Source organism: Bradyrhizobium sp. LjRoot220 (assembly GCF_964252915.1).
Taxonomy (GTDB): Bacteria; Pseudomonadota; Alphaproteobacteria; order Rhizobiales; family Xanthobacteraceae; genus Bradyrhizobium.
The window spans coordinates 1-16,750 of the sequence record NZ_CAXUPS020000003.1; the positions used below are offsets into that span (position 1 = coordinate 1).

Annotated in this window: 15 protein-coding genes; 7 read left to right on the plus strand and 8 right to left on the minus strand. The window is 63.3% G+C overall.

Translation table 11 applies throughout. The features are described from left to right. Positions 1–461 precede the first annotated feature (461 nt). From ACSQ84_RS14090 to ACSQ84_RS14100, 3 genes are read left to right on the plus strand one after another with little or no spacing between them, the layout of a single operon-like run. Positions 462–2,531, plus strand: coding sequence for a DEAD/DEAH box helicase (locus ACSQ84_RS14090; protein WP_436212295.1), 2,070 nt, complete (start codon positions 462–464; stop codon positions 2,529–2,531). A gap of 60 nt (positions 2,532–2,591) precedes the next feature. After that, a complete protein-coding gene (locus tag ACSQ84_RS14095; protein WP_436212296.1) occupies positions 2,592–3,953 on the plus strand; it encodes a class-II fumarase/aspartase family protein in 1,362 nt (453 codons plus the stop codon). 54 nt (positions 3,954–4,007) lie between these two features. Then, a complete protein-coding gene (locus ACSQ84_RS14100) occupies positions 4,008–5,264 on the plus strand; it encodes an aminopeptidase (protein ID WP_436212297.1) in 1,257 nt (418 codons plus the stop codon). An 18-nt stretch (positions 5,265–5,282) separates the two neighbouring features. Here the strand turns inward: ACSQ84_RS14100 and ACSQ84_RS14105 are convergent, their stop codons facing one another. Continuing rightward, positions 5,283–6,335, minus strand: a complete 1,053-nt coding sequence (locus ACSQ84_RS14105) for an amidohydrolase family protein (protein ID WP_436212298.1) — start codon at positions 6,333–6,335, stop codon at positions 5,283–5,285. A 135-nt stretch (positions 6,336–6,470) separates the two neighbouring features. Then, positions 6,471–7,286 (minus strand): MBL fold metallo-hydrolase, encoded by an 816-nt coding sequence (locus ACSQ84_RS14110; RefSeq protein ID WP_436213070.1) that lies wholly within the window; start codon positions 7,284–7,286, stop codon positions 6,471–6,473. A 215-nt stretch (positions 7,287–7,501) separates the two neighbouring features. Here ACSQ84_RS14110 and ACSQ84_RS14115 point away from each other — a divergent pair, with 215 nt between their 5' ends. Then, on the plus strand, positions 7,502–8,386 hold the full coding sequence (locus tag ACSQ84_RS14115) for an alpha/beta fold hydrolase (protein WP_436213071.1): 885 nt from the start codon (positions 7,502–7,504) through the stop codon (positions 8,384–8,386). A gap of 174 nt (positions 8,387–8,560) precedes the next feature. On the opposite strand, the gene ACSQ84_RS14120 is transcribed toward ACSQ84_RS14115, so the two are convergent. The 6 genes from ACSQ84_RS14120 to ACSQ84_RS14145 all read right to left on the minus strand — a co-directional run bounded on the left by ACSQ84_RS14120 (position 8,561) and on the right by ACSQ84_RS14145 (position 13,656). Next, positions 8,561–8,959, minus strand: coding sequence for a type II toxin-antitoxin system VapC family toxin (locus tag ACSQ84_RS14120; protein WP_436212299.1), 399 nt, complete (start codon positions 8,957–8,959; stop codon positions 8,561–8,563). Then, complete coding sequence (locus ACSQ84_RS14125; RefSeq protein ID WP_436212300.1) at positions 8,956–9,207, minus strand: AbrB/MazE/SpoVT family DNA-binding domain-containing protein; 252 nt, start codon at positions 9,205–9,207, stop codon at positions 8,956–8,958. Before ACSQ84_RS14125 ends, ACSQ84_RS14120 begins: the two co-directional genes overlap by 4 nt. Before the next feature lie 182 nt (positions 9,208–9,389). Then, positions 9,390–10,031: a 5-bromo-4-chloroindolyl phosphate hydrolysis family protein gene (locus ACSQ84_RS14130; RefSeq protein ID WP_436212301.1), complete on the minus strand. Its 642-nt coding sequence runs from the start codon at positions 10,029–10,031 to the stop codon at positions 9,390–9,392. 56 nt (positions 10,032–10,087) lie between these two features. Continuing rightward, the gene (locus tag ACSQ84_RS14135) at positions 10,088–11,173 is read right to left on the minus strand and encodes a toxic anion resistance protein (protein ID WP_436212302.1); all 1,086 of its coding nucleotides are present in this window, start codon (positions 11,171–11,173) and stop codon (positions 10,088–10,090) included. A gap of 213 nt (positions 11,174–11,386) precedes the next feature. Continuing rightward, positions 11,387–12,907, minus strand: a complete 1,521-nt coding sequence (locus ACSQ84_RS14140) for a permease (protein ID WP_436212303.1) — start codon at positions 12,905–12,907, stop codon at positions 11,387–11,389. Further along, complete coding sequence (locus tag ACSQ84_RS14145; protein ID WP_436213072.1) at positions 12,904–13,656, minus strand: ABC transporter ATP-binding protein; 753 nt, start codon at positions 13,654–13,656, stop codon at positions 12,904–12,906. The genes ACSQ84_RS14140 and ACSQ84_RS14145 overlap by 4 nt, the downstream gene beginning before the upstream one ends. Before the next feature lie 300 nt (positions 13,657–13,956). Here ACSQ84_RS14145 and ACSQ84_RS14150 point away from each other — a divergent pair, with 300 nt between their 5' ends. Genes ACSQ84_RS14150 through ACSQ84_RS14160 form a run of 3 tightly spaced genes read left to right on the plus strand, consistent with a single transcriptional unit; the run spans position 13,957 to position 16,747 of the window. Next, on the plus strand, positions 13,957–14,832 hold the full coding sequence (locus ACSQ84_RS14150) for a branched-chain amino acid ABC transporter permease (RefSeq protein WP_436212304.1): 876 nt from the start codon (positions 13,957–13,959) through the stop codon (positions 14,830–14,832). Between the two features lie 8 nt (positions 14,833–14,840). Then, the gene (locus ACSQ84_RS14155) at positions 14,841–15,992 is read left to right on the plus strand and encodes a branched-chain amino acid ABC transporter permease (protein ID WP_436212305.1); all 1,152 of its coding nucleotides are present in this window, start codon (positions 14,841–14,843) and stop codon (positions 15,990–15,992) included. Then, positions 15,989–16,747, plus strand: a complete 759-nt coding sequence (locus ACSQ84_RS14160; protein WP_436212306.1) for an ABC transporter ATP-binding protein — start codon at positions 15,989–15,991, stop codon at positions 16,745–16,747. The genes ACSQ84_RS14155 and ACSQ84_RS14160 overlap by 4 nt, the downstream gene beginning before the upstream one ends. Positions 16,748–16,750: the final 3 nt, after the last annotated feature.

The following is a 16,750-nucleotide window of genomic DNA, read 5'->3' on the forward strand; positions in this document are numbered from 1 at the left end:
TATGAGAGGGCAAGGAAATTACTGGCAAAAGCTCGGGCGCAATGCGTCGCGAGAATGCAAACACATATTCAGTTGTCATCACCCGCGAAGGCGGGTGATCCAGTATCCCAGAGACAGCAGTGATTGAACCGATACGCCGCGGCGTACTGGATCACCCGCCTTTGCGGGTGATGACAGTTGGGGGTGGAGCGGCATCCCGATGGATTGCTTCGCCTCGCTCGCAATGACGAATGTAGATATGGTAACGATATCAACACCATAACCCCGCCGTTAACGACGCAATGCAGCCTCCACCAACATTCCATGGCGCTTTGGCTGCGAATGGCCTAAAGGGTGCCTATCTCATTCAAATCGTTCGGGTCATGGGACCCGCGCATCCTGCAGCCGGCAGCTTCGACCGTTTGGTTGGTGGCGTTGTCAGGTGTTTCCGGCGCAAAAGCGCCCATTAAGGTTCTGATCTCGTGACATCCCTGACCACAAGTCCGCCGCTCGCCCGAGCTTTGGCCGAGCGCAATTTTGATTCCCTGACGCCGGTGCAGACCGCCGTGCTGGCGAATGACGCTGCCGGCCGCGATCTGCTGGTGTCGGCGCAGACCGGCTCTGGCAAAACCGTCGCCTATGGGCTGGCGATATCAGCCGAACTGCTCGGTGATGCCGAGCGCTTCGAGCGCGCGGGCGCACCGCTGGCGCTGATCGTCGCGCCGACGCGTGAGTTGGCGTTGCAAGTCCATCGCGAACTCGCCTGGCTCTATCAATATGCCGATGCCCGCGTGGTTTCCTGCGTCGGCGGCATGGACCCGCGCCGCGAGCAGCGTGAGCTTGCGGCCGGCGCCCACATCGTGGTCGGCACCCCGGGCCGGCTGTGCGATCATTTGAGGCGCAACCGCCTCGACATTTCCGAATTGAAGGCCGTTGTGCTCGACGAGGCCGACGAAATGCTCGATCTGGGATTCCGCGAGGACATGGAATTCATCCTCGAGACCACGCCGGAGACCAGGCGCACGCTGCTGTTCTCGGCGACCCTGCCGCGCGTCATCATCGCGCTCGCAAAAGAATATCAGCAGGAAGCGTTCCGGATCGAGGTCGGTGGCGACGAAGGCGGTCACGCCGACATCGATTACCGCGCCATCCGGATCGCGCCCGGCGACGTCGACCATGCGGTCGTCAACACCCTGCGCTTCTTCGAATCGCCGAGCGCGCTGGTGTTTTGCAATACCCGCGAGGCCGTGCGGCATTTGCAGGCGACATTGTCGGAGCGCGGCTTCTCGGTCGTGGCCCTGTCAGGCGAATTGACCCAGAACGAGCGCACCCACGCACTGCAGGCGCTTCGCGATGGTCGTGCCCGGGTTTGCGTCGCGACTGACGTTGCCGCGCGCGGCATCGATCTGCCGAATCTCGACCTCGTCATCCATGCCGATATCCCGAACGATCCCGAAGTGATGCAGCATCGCTCCGGCCGCACCGGCCGTGCCGGCCGCAAGGGCGTCAGCGTCCTGTTGGTGCCGCCGGCGCGCAAGCGGCGCGCGGAAGTGCTGCTGAATTTGGCCGGTATCGATGCGATCTGGGGCACCGCGCCGCAGGCCGATGAAATCCGCAAGCTCGACCAGGAGCGCATGCTAAAGGACGCGCTGTTCGCGGAAGAAACCACGCCGGAGGATCTGATGCTGGCGCAGGCCCTGCTCGCCGAGCGGTCGGCTGAGGATATCGCCGCCGCACTGGCGCGGCTCTATCGCGCGCGGTTGCCGTCGCCCGAGGACATCATCGATCCCGGCGAGCATCGCAGCCGGGGCCGCGAGGAGCGCGGCCGCGAACGCGACAGCCGGGCGCCGCGCGGCGAGGATCGCCGAACCGATGCGCGCTCGAAGCCGAAAAAACCGTCGGCGCGCCATGTCATGGGCGAGGGCAGTGTCTGGTTCCGCGCCTCGATCGGCAGCCGCAAGAATGCCGAAGCGCGCTGGCTGCTGCCGATGATCTGCCGCCGCGGCGGCATCGACAAGACGGATATCGGCGCCATCCGCGTCATGGATACGACGACCGAGTTCGAGATTTCCGCGCGCGCTGCCGACAAGTTTGTCGGAAACCTGCGCCGTCCCGACAAGGAAGACAATATTCGCATCGAGTCGCTGCCCGAGGGCCCGCAGGGCGAGCCCGCGGCCGAACAGCGTCCGCCCGCGCGCGAGCGTGAGGAAAGGGCGCCGAGGCCGCACGGCAAGCCTTGGCAGGACAAACCGCGGGATGCCATGCCTTTGGACAACAAGCCTTGGGACAACAAGCCTCGCGAAGACAAGCCTCGCGACGAAAAAGCTCGAGGCGACAAGCCTTGGAGCAACAAGCCGCCCGGCGGCAAATCCCGCGACAGCAAGCCGTATGACGACAAGCCTCGCAGCGAAAAGACGCCTGGATTCGACAAGGAAAGGCGATACGATAAAAAGCGGCCGTTTCGGGAAAAGCCCGCTTACGCCGCCAAGCCGAAGCATGCCGGGGCTGCCAAACCTGCGTTCGGGAAGAAGAAGAAAAAATTCCGCGACTGAGGGGCGTGACGATGGTCTGAGTGTTCGTCATCCCTAGAGCACGATTCGAAGGACCCGACGATGCCCACCTTTCCGACTTCGACCACCGTTCTCGACTCCATCCTGTTCCGCGATGCCTTCGGCACGCCGGCGATGCGGGAAGTGTTCTCGGACTTCAGCCTGATCTCGCGTTACGCCGAGGTCGAGATTGCGCTGGCGAAGGCCGAGGCGCGCTGCGGCGTGATCCCGGCGGAAGCGGCCGAGGAGATCGCACGACGAACCGACGCCTCGGCGTTCGATTTCGAGCTGCTGCGCAGCGAGACCGACATCGTCGGTTATCCGATCCTGCCGCTGGTGCACCAGATGGCAAAACAATGCGGCGAAGCGGGCCGCTATGTGCATTGGGGCGCCACCACGCAGGACATCATGGACACCGCCGTGGTCCTGCAGGTCCGCGCCGGGCTCGAAATCATCGAGGCTGATATCACAGCCCTCCGCGGCATCCTCGCCGACCTCTCCAAGCGTTACCGTGACACGCCGATGGCGGGGCGCACCCATCTGCAGCAGGCGCTGCCGGTGACGTTCGGCTACAAGACCGCGATTTATCTGGCGATGTTCGACCGCCACGCCGAACGTCTCGCACAATTGAAGCCGCGCGTGCTTGTCGGTCAGTTCGCGGGCGCCGCCGGCACGCTGGCTTCGCTCGGCGACAACGGGTTTGAGGTCCAGCAAGCGCTGTGCGAGGAACTCGGCCTCGGTGTCCCCGTCTCGACCTGGCACGTCGCGCGCGACGGCTTGGCAGAAGTGATCAATTTTTTCGGTCTCGTCACCGGCTCGCTCGGCAAGATCGCGCTCGACGTCATGATCATGGCCTCGACGGAATTCGCCGAAGTTTACGAGCCGTTCGTCAAGGGTCGCGGCGCGTCCTCGACCATGCCGCAGAAGCGCAATCCGATTTCGTCCGAACTGATGCTGGCGGCGTGCAAGGGCGTGCGCCAGCACGCTGGTTTGATGCTGGACGCGATGGTGCAGGATTTCGAACGCGCCACCGGGCCCTGGCATGCCGAATGGATGGCGGTCCCGGAAAGTTTTGTCCTCACCGCGGGCGCGCTGCATCAGGCCAAATTTGCGTTGGGCGGCCTGATCGTGGACGAAAAGAAGATGGCCGAAAATCTCGATATCAGCCGCGGCCTGATCGTCGCGGAAGCCGTGATGATGGGCTTGGCGCCCGACATCGGCCGGCAGGAAGCGCACGACGTCGTCTATGAAGCTTGCCGTATCGCCAATGAGAAAGGCATGACGCTGGCGGATGCGCTGTCCGCGGACCCGCGGGTCGCATCGCGCATCGATCGCGCGACCATCGACCGGCTGACGTCGCCGAAGAATTATCTCGGCCTCGCGCCTGAGATGGTCGACCGCGTATTGGCGGCGTCGAAGCGTTGAAGGATCGCGCCGATTCGCCTATCTCTGTAGCAACGATTGATTTGAGGACCGGTCATGACCGCACACGAACGTAATTTTTCGACGCCGATCGACCCCGTGAAGCTTGACCGCCTCGCCGAAGTCGCGGTGAAAGTCGGCCTGCAGCTGCAGCCGGGGCAGGACCTGCTCTTGACCGCGCCCTCGGTGGCGCTGCCGCTGGTGCGAAAAATCGCCGAGCATGCCTACAAGGCCGGTGCGGGCCTGGTGACGCCGTTCCTGTCGGACGAGGAGATCACGCTGTCGCGCTATCGCTACGGCCATGATGACGGTTTTGATCGCGCCGCCGGCTGGCTCTATGAGGGCATGGCGAAGGCGTTCGGCAATAACACCGCGCGGCTGGCGATCGTCGGCGATAATCCGATGCTGCTGTCGGGCGAGGATCCGACCAAGGTGGCGCGGGCCAGCAAGGCCAATTCGATGGCCTATCAGCCGGCGCTGGAAAAGATCGTCAATTTCGAAACCAACTGGAACATCATCGCCTATCCGAGCCCGGCATGGGCGAAGCAGGTATTTCCAGACGTTGCCGAGGATGTCGCGGTGGCAAAGCTCGCCGAGGCGATCTTCGCGGCCTCGCGTGTCGATCAGGATGGCGCTGTCGCCGCCTGGGAGAAACATAACGCGGTGCTGCGCGAGCGGACCCAATGGCTGAACGGCCAGCGCTTCCACGCGCTGAAATATTCGGGGCCGGGCACGGATCTTACGATCGGCCTCGCCGACGGCCACGAATGGGAAGGCGGCGCGTCGATGGCCAAAAACGGCATCACCTGTAACGCCAATATCCCGACCGAGGAAGTCTTCACCACGCCGCATTGCCGGCGCGTCAGCGGGCATGTCGTGAGTTCAAAACCGCTGTCCTATCAGGGCACCTTGATCGACAACATCGCTGTTCGCTTCGAGGAAGGCCGCATCGTCGATGCCAAGGCCTCGCGCGGCGAGGAAGTGTTGAAGAAGGTGCTCGACACCGATGAGGGCGCCGCGCGTCTCGGCGAGGTGGCCCTGGTGCCGCATTCCTCGCCGATCTCCAAAAGCGGGTTGTTGTTCTTCAACACGCTGTTCGACGAGAACGCCGCCTCGCACATCGCGCTCGGCCAATGCTACTCAAAGTGCTTCATCGACGGCGGCAAGCTGACGCCGCAGCAGATCGCGGCGCAAGGCGGCAACAAGAGCCTCATTCATATCGACTGGATGATCGGCTCGGCCGAGACCGACATCGACGGGATTCACACCGACGGAAGCAGCGTCCCGGTATTCCGCAAAGGCGAGTGGGCGTAAGCTCACTTCCGCCGTGAACTAGGCGAGCTTCAGCTGATAGAAATCCGTCGCCGTCTTCGAAAACATCGCCGTCTTCTCGGCCTCGCTATATTGAGCGGCGAGCCGTTTGAAGGCGTTGAAGATCACCTGGTAGCTGCACTGGCCCTTGTCCGGCGGAAAATTGCTCTCGAACATGCAGCGGCTGGGCCCGAAGGCCTCGATGCAGGTCTCTATATAAGGATGCCACGCGGCGGCGGCCTGTTCCGAGGTCGGCGGCTTCGGACGCAAGTGGAAGTCATAGCCGAGCAGGCTCATCGCAAGCCCGCCGAGCTTGACCACGACGTTCGGGCACTTGGCGATCTCCTGGATCGAGGCCTTCCAGACCGCAAAGATCTCCTCGCGCCGGCCCGCATAGCTGGCGATGCCGATCGGGCCGCCGCAATGATCGAGCACGATTTTGGTATCCGGAAAGGCGCGGGCGAGATCGGTGAGTTCGCCGATCTGCGGATGAAACAGCCAGGCATCGAAGCTGAGGCCGAGCGGGGCGAGACAGGCAAAACCCTTGCGGAATGTCGGATCGAGCAGCAGGCCTTGCGGCCGCGTCGCATACATGCCGGCGACATTGGGGTCGGCATCCCATGCCGAGGAATGCCGGATGCCGCGGAAGCGGCCGTTGCCGGCGACGATCTCCGCCTCCAGCACCGGCTTGGCGTCGTCGCCGAGCAGGAGATTGACGTGGCTGACAATGCCGGCGCAGATCGCGGCCTTGCCGTAGCCGCCGCTCGCCGCCATCGCGGCGACGCCGTTGGCGAACTCGACCTCGCCGACCGGGCGAAAGGCCTCGGGCCCGTGCGCGCGATACATCGAGCGGCAGTCGACATAGACGGTGGCGATGATGTTGTGGCCGGAGGCGATGTCGGCCGCCATCTCCTCGATCATGTAGCGCAGCCCGCCGCGATCCCAGAGATGATGGTGCGGATCGACGATCGGACGGCCGGGGTCGAGGATCTCCTCGGTGTATTGCGCCAGCCAGTCCTCGCGCGGATCGGCATAGAGCCCGCTCCTGGAGGCGGGTGCAGTGCTGACGGCCATCGATGGTCACTCCCGATTATTGTTGTTGCTTCCCGTCATTGCGAGCGTAGCGAAGCAATCCATCTCTCCGCTTGCCGTACTATGGATTGCTTCGCTGCGCTCGCAATGACGATGGTAATCTATCGGATGCTTGCTTCACACCCCGTCGAGAATGATCACCGTCGGCGTGCGGGGCAGCGTTTCCCGCGAAATCTTCAGGGTGCGCTCGGTGCGCTGGTCGATCTCGAACTGCTTGCCGATCAGGCGCATGAATTCGTCGAGCGGGGTGGCGAAGCGGTGCATCGGCAGCACCACGGAGGCGCGCAGGCGCTTGGTGATCTCGGAAACGCCGTCGAGCGACATCGTAAAGGTGCCGTCGATCGGAACCATCACGATATCGAGCCGGCCGATCGCGGCGAAATGGCTGTCGTCGAGCTTGTGGTGCAGATGGCCGAGATGGCCGATGCAAAGCCCGGCGACCTCGAAGATGAAGATCGAGTTGCCGTCCCGGATCATCTCGCCGCCGGCGCCATCGCCGTAGTAGCGGCGGATGTCGGTGGGCACGTTGCGGATATAGACGTCGTCGACGCGCAGGCCGACCAGCGCAGGCTGACCCTTCTCGCCCCAGCCGTGCAGCACATGCTTGATCTTGGGATCCGGAAACAGCGTGAAATGCGTCGAATGCGCCCGGTTCATGGTGACGACGTCGGGCAGCCGCCCGGTCTGGTAGTAGCCGTTGAAGTCGGTCCCGATCCGCACGCCGCCGGGCGTGTCGATGTAATAGGTGGAATGCCCGACATAGGTGATCGCGACTTCCTCCACCTTGGCTGCGGTGTGGCGAAGGCTGACCGGGATCGCGCGCGGCGGGGCGTTGGCCATCGCCAGGCATTCGCTGCGCAGCGGCGATTGCGCGGTCGCCGGAATGATCAGCGAACCGAGAAAGGCAGTGGCAAGCACGAGCGATCGCAGCATGGCATGATCCGTATGCGGCGACGGCCGCTGGTGCAGTGTATCGCCGAATCCGGCGTCCGTCATGATGCCAATCGCGCACAGCTCCTGTGCCGCATTTGCTTCAGTGGCGTCAGGCGATACCGTGTGGCCGGATGCCACCACGGAGCGATGCCTTGACCGAACAAGCGCCTACCCAAAATGCCCCGCGCGCACCATCGTCGACGCGGCTGGAACCGCTGCGCCGTATCGACGCCGGCGTGCTCGAGATCGCCTATTACGAGGCGGGGCCGGCGGATGGGCCGGCCGTGATGCTGATGCACGGCTTCCCTTACGACATTCACGCGTATGTGGACGTGGCTCCTCAGCTTGCCGCCGCGGGGTGCCGCGTCATCGTTCCCTACCTGCGCGGCTACGGTCCGACCCGGTTTCGCGACAGTGTGACGCGACGTTCGGGCGAGCAGGCGGCCTTGGGCGCGGACCTGATGGCGCTGCTGGATGCGCTCGGCATCGCGCGCGCGGTGTTCGCGGGCTATGATTGGGGCGGCCGGGCGGCCTGTATCGGCGCGGCACTCTGGCCGGAGCGCTGCATCGGACTGGTGTCGGTCAACGGCTACAACATCCAGGATATTGCCAACGCGATGGTGCCGGCGCCGCCGGACCGCGAGGCGTCGCTCTGGTACCAGTACTATTTCCAGCTCGAACGCGGCCGGGCAGGGCTGGCCGCCAACCGGCGCGGCATCGCCAAACTATTGTGGCAGCAATGGTCGCCGAACTGGCAATTCGACGACGCCTGCTTCGATCGTACGGCGGCGGCATACGACAACCCCGATTACGTCGACGTGGTGATCCACAGCTATCGCCATCGCTTTGGTCTCGCCGAGGGCGATCCGCAATATGCCGATCTGCAGCGCCGGCTGGCGGCGCAGCCGGCCATTGCGGTGCCTACGATCACGCTGGATGGCGATCGGGATGGCGTGAGCCCGGCCACCGATGGCAGCAAGAGCGCGCCGAAATTCACCGGCCGCCGGGTCCACCGTGTGGTGCCGCGCGCGGGACATAATCTGCCGCAGGAACAACCCGAAGCATTCGCGGCGGCGGTGCTGGAATTGATCAAGGCGTAAGTCGAGTTTGCCGCATTGCCACGAGTGCCGAAAAACTCCTATCCTGCTGCACTCGCCCGATGCTGCTGCAAAAAGGCCGGGATGTTCCCGTTCATTGAGTCGGAGATCAAGCGCTGGGGCGACGTGATCGAGCGGGTGAAGCTGGGGAAGCCGCAGGGCGCGGATCGATCCCGGTCAGGATAGCAGCCGTACGGACTGACCCTGCGCTTCCATCAGCTTAACGGCCTTCCTGTCAAACGAAGCAAAGGTGTCGGCCCCAAGCCAATTCCCTTCATGGGCGATGACGCCGTCGGCAAAGTCACCCCCGCTGTCCAGCAAAGCCAGTCCAGCTTCGGCAGCAGAACGGTCTACGGCTACATTCCCAGCATTGATCAATCGTCGGATCGCTTCGGCAATTTCACCAGACGGAATCTTGTAACCTTGTGAGAGCACCCAGACCAACTCGCAAAGCGCCGGTATCGAAACCGCCACTATTTCGGCTCGCTTTAGTGCCGTCTGAGCCACTCTGCTTTGCTGCTCGTGGTCTTCGGTAATGGCTCGAACGAGCACGTTGGTATCGGCAGTGAGTTTCATCGCTTGCCGGCCCATCCCCGAGCCGCGATTTTATTCATCTCCTCGATCGAGAGAGATGGCCCCTCATTCCGCTTCAGGAAACCGAAAGCATCCGATATTTTCCCAGTTGGCCGGGCGGCCTTCACCTCGATCCGACCGTCAGGAAGCTTGTTCACGGTGATCTTCTCGCCCGGATGCACCCCAAGGTGCTCCAGCACATCCTTGCGCAGCGTTACCTGGCCTTTGGCCGTGACGGTGAGTGTGCTCATGGCAAAATCTCCTCGCGGACCCTTATTACAATGTAAGGCAGAAAAGCCTTACTATCAATAGATCGGCAAAAGCCCGACCCCCACGAGCCGCAAGCCTTGCCCGTAAGCCGTCGCCACCCGATCGAGCAGCGCCAGCATGACCGGCGCATCGGGCATCGGCAGTACCTGGTCGATCCGTTCGGTCAGGCTCTCTCATTCCCTGGGCCTGCGGGTGCGCCGAGTTGCGGCGGTGGTGGCCCGAGATCTTCGTCGAGTGAGCTCCTCAGCAGCTTGAGCTCAATGTCCAGATTGCCGAGGTCGGCACCCTGCAAATTCCGCGCGTAATGGGTGAAGGCGGTATCGAGCCGGTCGATCAGTTCGCCGGTCGCGGTGATGCGCGCCATGTCGCGCACGCCGCCCTTTTCAAGCAGGGCGTAGGCCTCGGCGAGTTCGGCCGCGCGCGGCAAGTAATAGGTGAGGAAGCGGCGCACCAGATCGACACGCAGCGGGTCATCTTCGACGCCTGCGAAGATCTCGCGGGATACCCGCGCCAAATGGCGGACGCGGTCGGCGACTTTGGGCGTGCCGATCGAACTCACCGCGACCTCCAGCCGAACCGCAAGCGGCTCGGCCTCGGTCAGCAGTTCCCGCGCGAACTCGATCTTGCCGCGCGCCGCCCCGCTGGCATCCAGCCCCTCGAACGGTTTGCGCGGCGCAAACGCGCTCACCAGCCCGCCGCCCGCCGCCACGCTGACGATGCAGGCGACCCAGAACGGCATGCCGGCGCCGATCGCCAGTACCGGCAGCAGAACAGCGGCCGCGGCGCCGCCCGCGATCCAGTTCATGGTTGAAAAGCCTGATAGCATTCGGTTGTAACCTCGCACCGCGCGAAATGCCTGGATCAGACGGTTGGGATCGACTTGGACATCGCTGATTTCAGCTCATCGGTCAGTTGCGCCATCCGCTGCTCGATCTCGGCGCGTTTCTTGCGGCCTTCCGCCTGGACGTTGAGCACGCCCGAAATCGTATCGACCAGATCGCTGTTGGTCTTTTCCAGCGTCGCGATGTCGATGATGCCGCGCTGCGATTGCTTTTCGATCTCAATCGCCTGGGTCTTCATCATCTCCGAAGCCTGCTTCATCATCTCGTTGGTGGCGTCGGTGACGGTCTTTTGCAGGTCGAGCGCGGATTTCTGGCGGGTGAGGCCGAGCAGCAGGATCATTTTCTGCTTCCAGACCGGAATCGCGAGTTCGGTCGTCGCCTGCAGGTTCTCGATCAGGGTCTCGTCGCCGGACTGCACGATGCGGATCTGCGGCAATTGCTGAATGCCGATCTGGCGCGCCTGCTGCAGATAGAAGACGCGCTTCTCGAGCCGGTCGAGCGCCTGGGCGGCGTCCTGATAGGTTTGCGCCGCCAGCAAGGCGTCGCTGCCTTCGCCGGCCGCCTTCACGGCCTGTTCCAGCTCGACCAGCCGGCCACGGCGGAAATCCTCGGCAAAGGTCTTGCCGGCGGCGATATGCGAATCGAGGTCGCCGAGCGATGCCTTGGTTTGCTCGTGCAGTTCATCCAGCACGGCGATGTCGCGCCGCAAGGTTTCCTTGTTGCGGTCGAGTTCGACGCAGACCCGGTCGATCTGCGAGGCGACATCGCCGAATTGTTCGGAGAAACGCCGCAGGCGCGATTCCATCGAGGAGAACAGGCGGGTGAAGAAGCCGCTGTCCTTGAGCGTCGCGGGATCGAGCCCGCGCGCCTTGCCAAGGATGTCTGACAACAGTTTGCCGGTGGTGCCGAGCTCCCGGTTCTGGGTCTGGGCGAGGATGCGGTCCGCGAACTCGACGACCGAACGCTGCGCGCGATCACCGAAGGTGACGATGCGCGATCGATCGGAGATGTCGATCTCCGACTTGATCCGCGCGACTGCGGACGCATCCACCATGACCGCCGGGACGTTGATGGTTTCGCTCATCGCGCTTTCTCCAGTGCTCATTTCCCGAGGGGCCACATGCTGCCGCGGTAGTGCTTCGGCAAGATAGCCCAGCCTGCGACACGAATCGACGACGAAGGCCGGGTCGTCCGGGCCATTCCGGCTGTCTGAAATCTATCTCAACTTCAATAAGATACCGCTTTGTCTGGGTTCGGTCCGCCAAGGTTCATGCTGAACTCCCGGCGCTTCTGCATCAGCCCCGTCGCGGGCTGAGCTTCAGTCCCGCCGCGGGCTGATCTTCCATGTCCCGGCCAGCATCAATGCGGTCATGGCGCCGCTGATGACGGCGGCAATCGGGATTGTGACGGCCAGGATCGCGGTCGCCGCCCATCCGATCGAGCAAAACGCTTCGGCGAACGTCGCCACCCGCGACGAAGTCTGGCGGCGGCGAAACTGGCTGCGTTTGGCCTGGACGCGAAACCAGAGCTGGATCGCAGCCGCCGACACCGTGGCGATGACGACGAAGATGGCGGTGATCGACGCCTGCACCGGTGAGGCCAACGCCAAAGCGGCAACCAAAGGCGTGAAGATCACGCCGATCGCGATCATCACCACTTCGACCTTGGCGCGGATCACACTGCCCGGCGGCATCGGGGCGGTCGCGACCAGGTCGGCGGCGTCCTCGCCTGAAATCGTGAGCCAGGCCAGACCGCCGGCGAGTTGGCCGGCCGCCATTACGATGACGGGCGTGATCAGGACGGTCGCCGCCGAGCTGTCGGAGAAGCTGCGCCACAGCATCAAGGCCGGCGGCACCAGATAAAGCAGTTGCATCAGGCTCTGCGACACCAGCCAGGGGTCGCGCCGCAGCAGCATGAATTCCTTCCAGCGAAGGGCCGCCTGGCGCGAGCCGCGACGAAACGAGGTGGCGCGAGATCCGCGACGGATCGTTGTGGTCGCGGACGCGCTGACGACGGTGCCGGCGAATTTCGGCGAGAATATCGCCATCACGCCGCCGAGCAGCACGAGGCTGCCGGCCAGCAAAATCGACAGTACCTGGCCGTCACCGATCGCGGCGCGCGCCGGCCACCACAGCGGACTGTCGAAATCGGGGGCATAGGCCGCGGCGGCGGCCGATGTCAGCACCGTGAACCGCGATAGCGTGCCGTAGGAAAGGATCGCGGCGACCTGGAGCGCGATGACAAAACCCGCGCCGATGATGGCGGCGAGGATTTGCGCGGCGAGCCGCGTCCGGCTCGGGCCAATCAAGCGAAACAGCAATACCGTGATCGCGATCGCAACCGCCGCGGCGGATAGGCCAATGGCGATGACGACGCCGAACGCCGAGAACCACCTGATGCCGCCGCCGATGATGAGAACGTCGACGAACGGGCTCGACAACAGCAGCGCCATGGCCGTGACCGACAGCGCGATCGCCGCAATCCGCACCGAGAAGACGTTGGTCAGTCTGGCCGGCGACGACATGATCAAATCGAGATCGGCACGCGCATAGAACACGCGCGTCACTGATTCGATCGCCTGCGACAATATCAGCGCCCAGGCCAGGAAGATGGTTGCCGACATCACGATCAGCGTCGGCTTGTCGAGCGGCGCCTGCAAATCGGCAAAGCGGCCGATCACCGCATAGGCCGGCAGATGCAGGAAGGCGGCGAGCACGAGCAGCCCGATCACCGCGCGCTTTCGCTTGCCGCGCGAGCCGGTCATCATCGCCAGCCATTCGCGCCACGCCAGCCGGATTTCGTGCCGGGCAAACCAGCTGATCGCCGTCGCCGAACTCATGCGGCGGCCGCGTCGGTGTCGACGAGTGCGATGAACATGTCTTCGAGGCTGGTGTCGCCACGGCCGTTCTGTTGGCGCAGTTCGGCCAGTGTGCCTTCGGCGACCAGCCGGCCCGCGGCGATGACGCCGATCCGGTCGGCCATGCGTTCGGCGACTTCCAGAATATGCGTCGTCATGATCACGGTGCAGCCGGCGCGGACGCGCGCCTGCAGCAATCCCTTGACGTGACGCGCGGACAGCGCATCGAGGCCGGTAAGCGGCTCGTCCAGAATGATCAGGCGGGGGTCATGGACCAGTGCACCGGCCAGCGCCACCTTCTGGCGCATGCCTTTCGAAAATCCTTCGCAGCGCTCGTGCAGATGCGGTGCGAGCCCGAGCGACACCAGAAGGTCCTGGGCCGATGATTCGGCAACGGCGGCATCGACGCCCCATAGACCGGCGACGAATTCGAGATATTCCAGCGGCGTCAGCTTGTCATAAATCATCGGCTCGTCCGACACCCACGCCATGATCTGCTTGGCGGCGACGGGATCGGCCAGCGCATCGATGCCCAATATAGAGACAGCACCGGCGTCGGGGCGCAGCAGGCCGGCCACCATCCGCAGCGTCGTGGTCTTGCCGGCGCCGTTGGGGCCGAGCAGGGCGTAGAATTCGCCTGACCGAACCGTGAGATCGAGCGCGTCGACCGCTGGGCGGTCAAAACGCTTCGTTAACCCTCGCACCTGCAACGCTGATACATCGGGGTTCATGATGTCGGGACGGTCCGGGTTCATGTGTCACCGCGAACCATGGACCGAAGAACTTTCGGCACGGTGAATCGAAGGCCCCAAATCGCGCGGATATGCGCTTGCAAGGCCACTTCCACCCTGCGGCATTTGTCCGCAATTGTTAACGCCGGGCCGCAACCAGCACTCTGTTGACAGTTGTCGGCGCTTTGGTCTCAATGGGGCCGGACATGTGTGGCCTTCAGCGCTTCGACACAAGAGCGTGAAGGCGGGATGCAATAGGGTGATCAGTAGAATCGCCGGGCATCCAGGGGGAGGGAAACGATGCTGGACTTCGTTCAGCAACTGGTGAGTGGCATCGCGCTTGGCTGCGTTTACGGCCTTATCGCGCTTGGATTCGTGCTGGTCTACAAGGCCACCGAAGTCGTCAATTTCGCCCAGGGCGATTTGATGATGCTGGGCGGGTTCTTCGCCTTCACGTTCATCGGTATGCTCGGCCTTAATTACTGGCTCGGATTCGCCGGCGCGGTGATCTGCATGGCGCTGTTTGGCATGCTGGCCGAACGCGTGGTGGTGCGCCCGATCCTCGGCTATCCCCAGTTTTCCATCATCATGGTGACCATCGGGCTCGGTTATTTCCTGCGCTCCATTGCCGGCATGATCTGGGGCACCGACGATCTCAAGATCGAGACGCCGTTCAGCCAGGGCGTGCTGCGGATCGGCTCGCTGGTGCTGGCCCATGACAAGCTCTCGGTGATCGCCGCGACCGGGATTCTTTGCGCGCTGCTGTATCTGTTCTTCAACCGCACCACGCTCGGCACCGCGATGCGCGCCAGTTCCGAGAACATGCTGGCTGCCTATTACATGGGCATTCCGGTCAAGCGTGTGGTGTCGATCGTGTGGGCGATCAGCGCTGCGGTCGCCACCGCCGCCGGCGTGCTCCTTGCGCCGATCACCTTCATTCATTCCAACGTCGGCCTAGTGCTGGGATTGAAGGCGTTTCCGGCCGCCGTGCTCGGCGGCTTCGGCTCGATTCCGGGAGCGGTAGTTGGTGGCGTGCTGATCGGCGTGATCGAGAGCATGGCCGGCTTCTACCTGCCGCAAGGCTGGAAGGATGTCGCGCCCTACATCGTTCTCCTCGTAGTGTTGCTGCTCAAGCCCGAAGGCCTGTTCGGCGTTCATACGCGCAAGAAGGTTTAGGGGCAGCGATGCGTTTTCTCTTCAAGACCGACTACGAAGACGACATCCGGCTGTTCCCGCACAGTGGCTATCTGGTCACGTATGGCACGCTGCTGGCCTTGCTGGCGGTCGCGCCGTTCGTGCTCTCCAGCTATATCGTCAGCCAGCTGGTGTTCGTCTGCATCTACGCCATCGTCGGAGTGGGTCTGATGATCCTGACCGGCTTTACCGGGCAAGCGTCGCTCGGCCACGCCGCGTTTCTCGCCATCGGCGCCTACACGGCGGCCTTTCTGCAGCAATACAACGTTCCGTTTCCGGTGTATTTCCTGGCCGCGGGGTTGCTGACCGGCGTGGTCGGCGCGCTGGTCGGATTCCCGGCGCTGCGGCTGCAGGGCATCTATCTCGTCATTGCAACGATTTCCTTTGCCTTCATCGTCGAGGAAATCCTGGCGCGCTGGGAAAGCGTGACCCATGGCAATGAGGGCATGCGCATCAAGACCATGCAACTGCTCGGCACCGCGGTGTCGCGCGACAGCCCGGGCTTCTATTTCGTTTGTCTGGGCTTCCTGATTCTGACCATTCTCGGCACGCTCAATCTGTTGCGCTCGCCGACCGGCCGGGCCTTCGTCGCGATCCGTGACAGCGAGACGGCGGCGCGCAGCATGGGCATTAACGTCTCGCTCTACAAGGTGAAGTCGTTTGCGATCAGCGCCGCGATCACCGGCTTTGCGGGCGTTCTGTTCGCGCACAAGCTGTCCTTTATCAGCCCGGAAATGTTTACCCTTCAGCTCTCGATCGAGTTCATCATCGTGATCCTGATCGGCGGCACCTTCAGCCTGCACGGCGCGGTGCTGGGTGCGATCTTCCTGGTCATGATCGATCCGTTCCTGACTTACCTGAAAGACGACCTGCCCGGCATCATCGCGGGAGTTGCCGCCACGTTCGGCGCCGGCAAGGACGCGGTTGCAAATATCAGGGACAACGTGGCTGCGATCGCCTCCGCCAACGGGCTGAAGGGCGCGATCTACGGCCTGATCATCGTGCTGTTCGTGCTGTTCGAGCCGCTTGGCCTCTACGGACGCTGGCTAAAGATCAAACTCTTCTTCCAGCTGTTCCCGCTGTACAAGCGCGCCACCTTCAAGCGGCAGAAGATCTATGTGAAGTCGGAGCGGAACCGATGAGCTATTTCCGTGCTGAAGACCTGTCGCTGCACTTCGGTGGCCTCAAAGCCGTCGACGCCGTCAGTTTCGCGGTGGAGAAGGGCGAAATTCTTTCGATCATCGGTCCCAACGGTGCCGGCAAGAGCTCGATCTTCAATCTGATCTCGCGCATCTACCCGCCGACCTCGGGCAAGATCTATTTCGAGGATCAGGACATCACCCAGCGGCCGCCTTACGAAATTGCCGGCCTCGGCATCGCCCGCACCTTCCAGAACATCGAGCTGTTCGAGAATGCGACCATGCTGAGCAATCTCCTGGTTGGCCGGCATCGCCACTCCACCACGCAGCTGTGGGAGGAATTGCTGTTCCTGCCGAAGGTGCGCGCCCACGAAAAGGCGCATCGCCGCCGCGTCGAACAGGTGATCGAATTCCTCGACCTCGAAGTCTATCGCGACAAGCTGATCTCGGGACTGCCCTACGGCGTCCGCAAGGTGATCGAACTTGCCCGCGCGCTGTGCTCGGAGCCGAAGCTGATCCTGCTCGACGAGCCGTCGTCCGGGCTGAACGTCGAGGAAACCGGCGACATGTCGTTCTGGATCCGCGATTTGAAGACCGACCTCGGCATTACCGTGCTGATGGTCGAACACGACATGTCGCTGGTGAACCGGGTATCGGATCGGGTGATCGCGCTGAACTACGGCAAGGTGATCGCGATGGGATCGCCTTCCGACGTGCAGCGCCATCCCGACGTCGTCGCCGCTTATCTCGGTGCATGAGGG

Bases quoted from the DNA above. Each gene is read 5' to 3' on its own strand.
- ACSQ84_RS14105 (WP_436212298.1), bottom strand. From the start codon at position 6,335: ATGGCCGTCAGCACTGCACCCGCCTCCAGGAGCGGGCTCTATGCCGAT.
- ACSQ84_RS14135 (WP_436212302.1), bottom strand. From the start codon at position 11,173: ATGAGCACTGGAGAAAGCGCGATGAGCGAAACCATCAACGTCCCGGCG.
- ACSQ84_RS14095 (WP_436212296.1), top strand. From the start codon at position 2,592: ATGCCCACCTTTCCGACTTCGACCACCGTTCTCGACTCCATCCTGTTC.
- ACSQ84_RS14130 (WP_436212301.1), bottom strand. From the start codon at position 10,031: ATGAACTGGATCGCGGGCGGCGCCGCGGCCGCTGTTCTGCTGCCGGTA.
- ACSQ84_RS14150 (WP_436212304.1), top strand. From the start codon at position 13,957: ATGCTGGACTTCGTTCAGCAACTGGTGAGTGGCATCGCGCTTGGCTGC.
- ACSQ84_RS14160 (WP_436212306.1), top strand. From the start codon at position 15,989: ATGAGCTATTTCCGTGCTGAAGACCTGTCGCTGCACTTCGGTGGCCTC.
- ACSQ84_RS14125 (WP_436212300.1), bottom strand. From the start codon at position 9,207: ATGAGCACACTCACCGTCACGGCCAAAGGCCAGGTAACGCTGCGCAAG.
- ACSQ84_RS14145 (WP_436213072.1), bottom strand. From the start codon at position 13,656: ATGAACCCCGATGTATCAGCGTTGCAGGTGCGAGGGTTAACGAAGCGT.
- ACSQ84_RS14100 (WP_436212297.1), top strand. From the start codon at position 4,008: ATGACCGCACACGAACGTAATTTTTCGACGCCGATCGACCCCGTGAAG.
- ACSQ84_RS14120 (WP_436212299.1), bottom strand. From the start codon at position 8,959: ATGAAACTCACTGCCGATACCAACGTGCTCGTTCGAGCCATTACCGAA.
- ACSQ84_RS14140 (WP_436212303.1), bottom strand. From the start codon at position 12,907: ATGAGTTCGGCGACGGCGATCAGCTGGTTTGCCCGGCACGAAATCCGG.
- ACSQ84_RS14155 (WP_436212305.1), top strand. From the start codon at position 14,841: ATGCGTTTTCTCTTCAAGACCGACTACGAAGACGACATCCGGCTGTTC.
- ACSQ84_RS14110 (WP_436213070.1), bottom strand. From the start codon at position 7,286: ATGCTGCGATCGCTCGTGCTTGCCACTGCCTTTCTCGGTTCGCTGATC.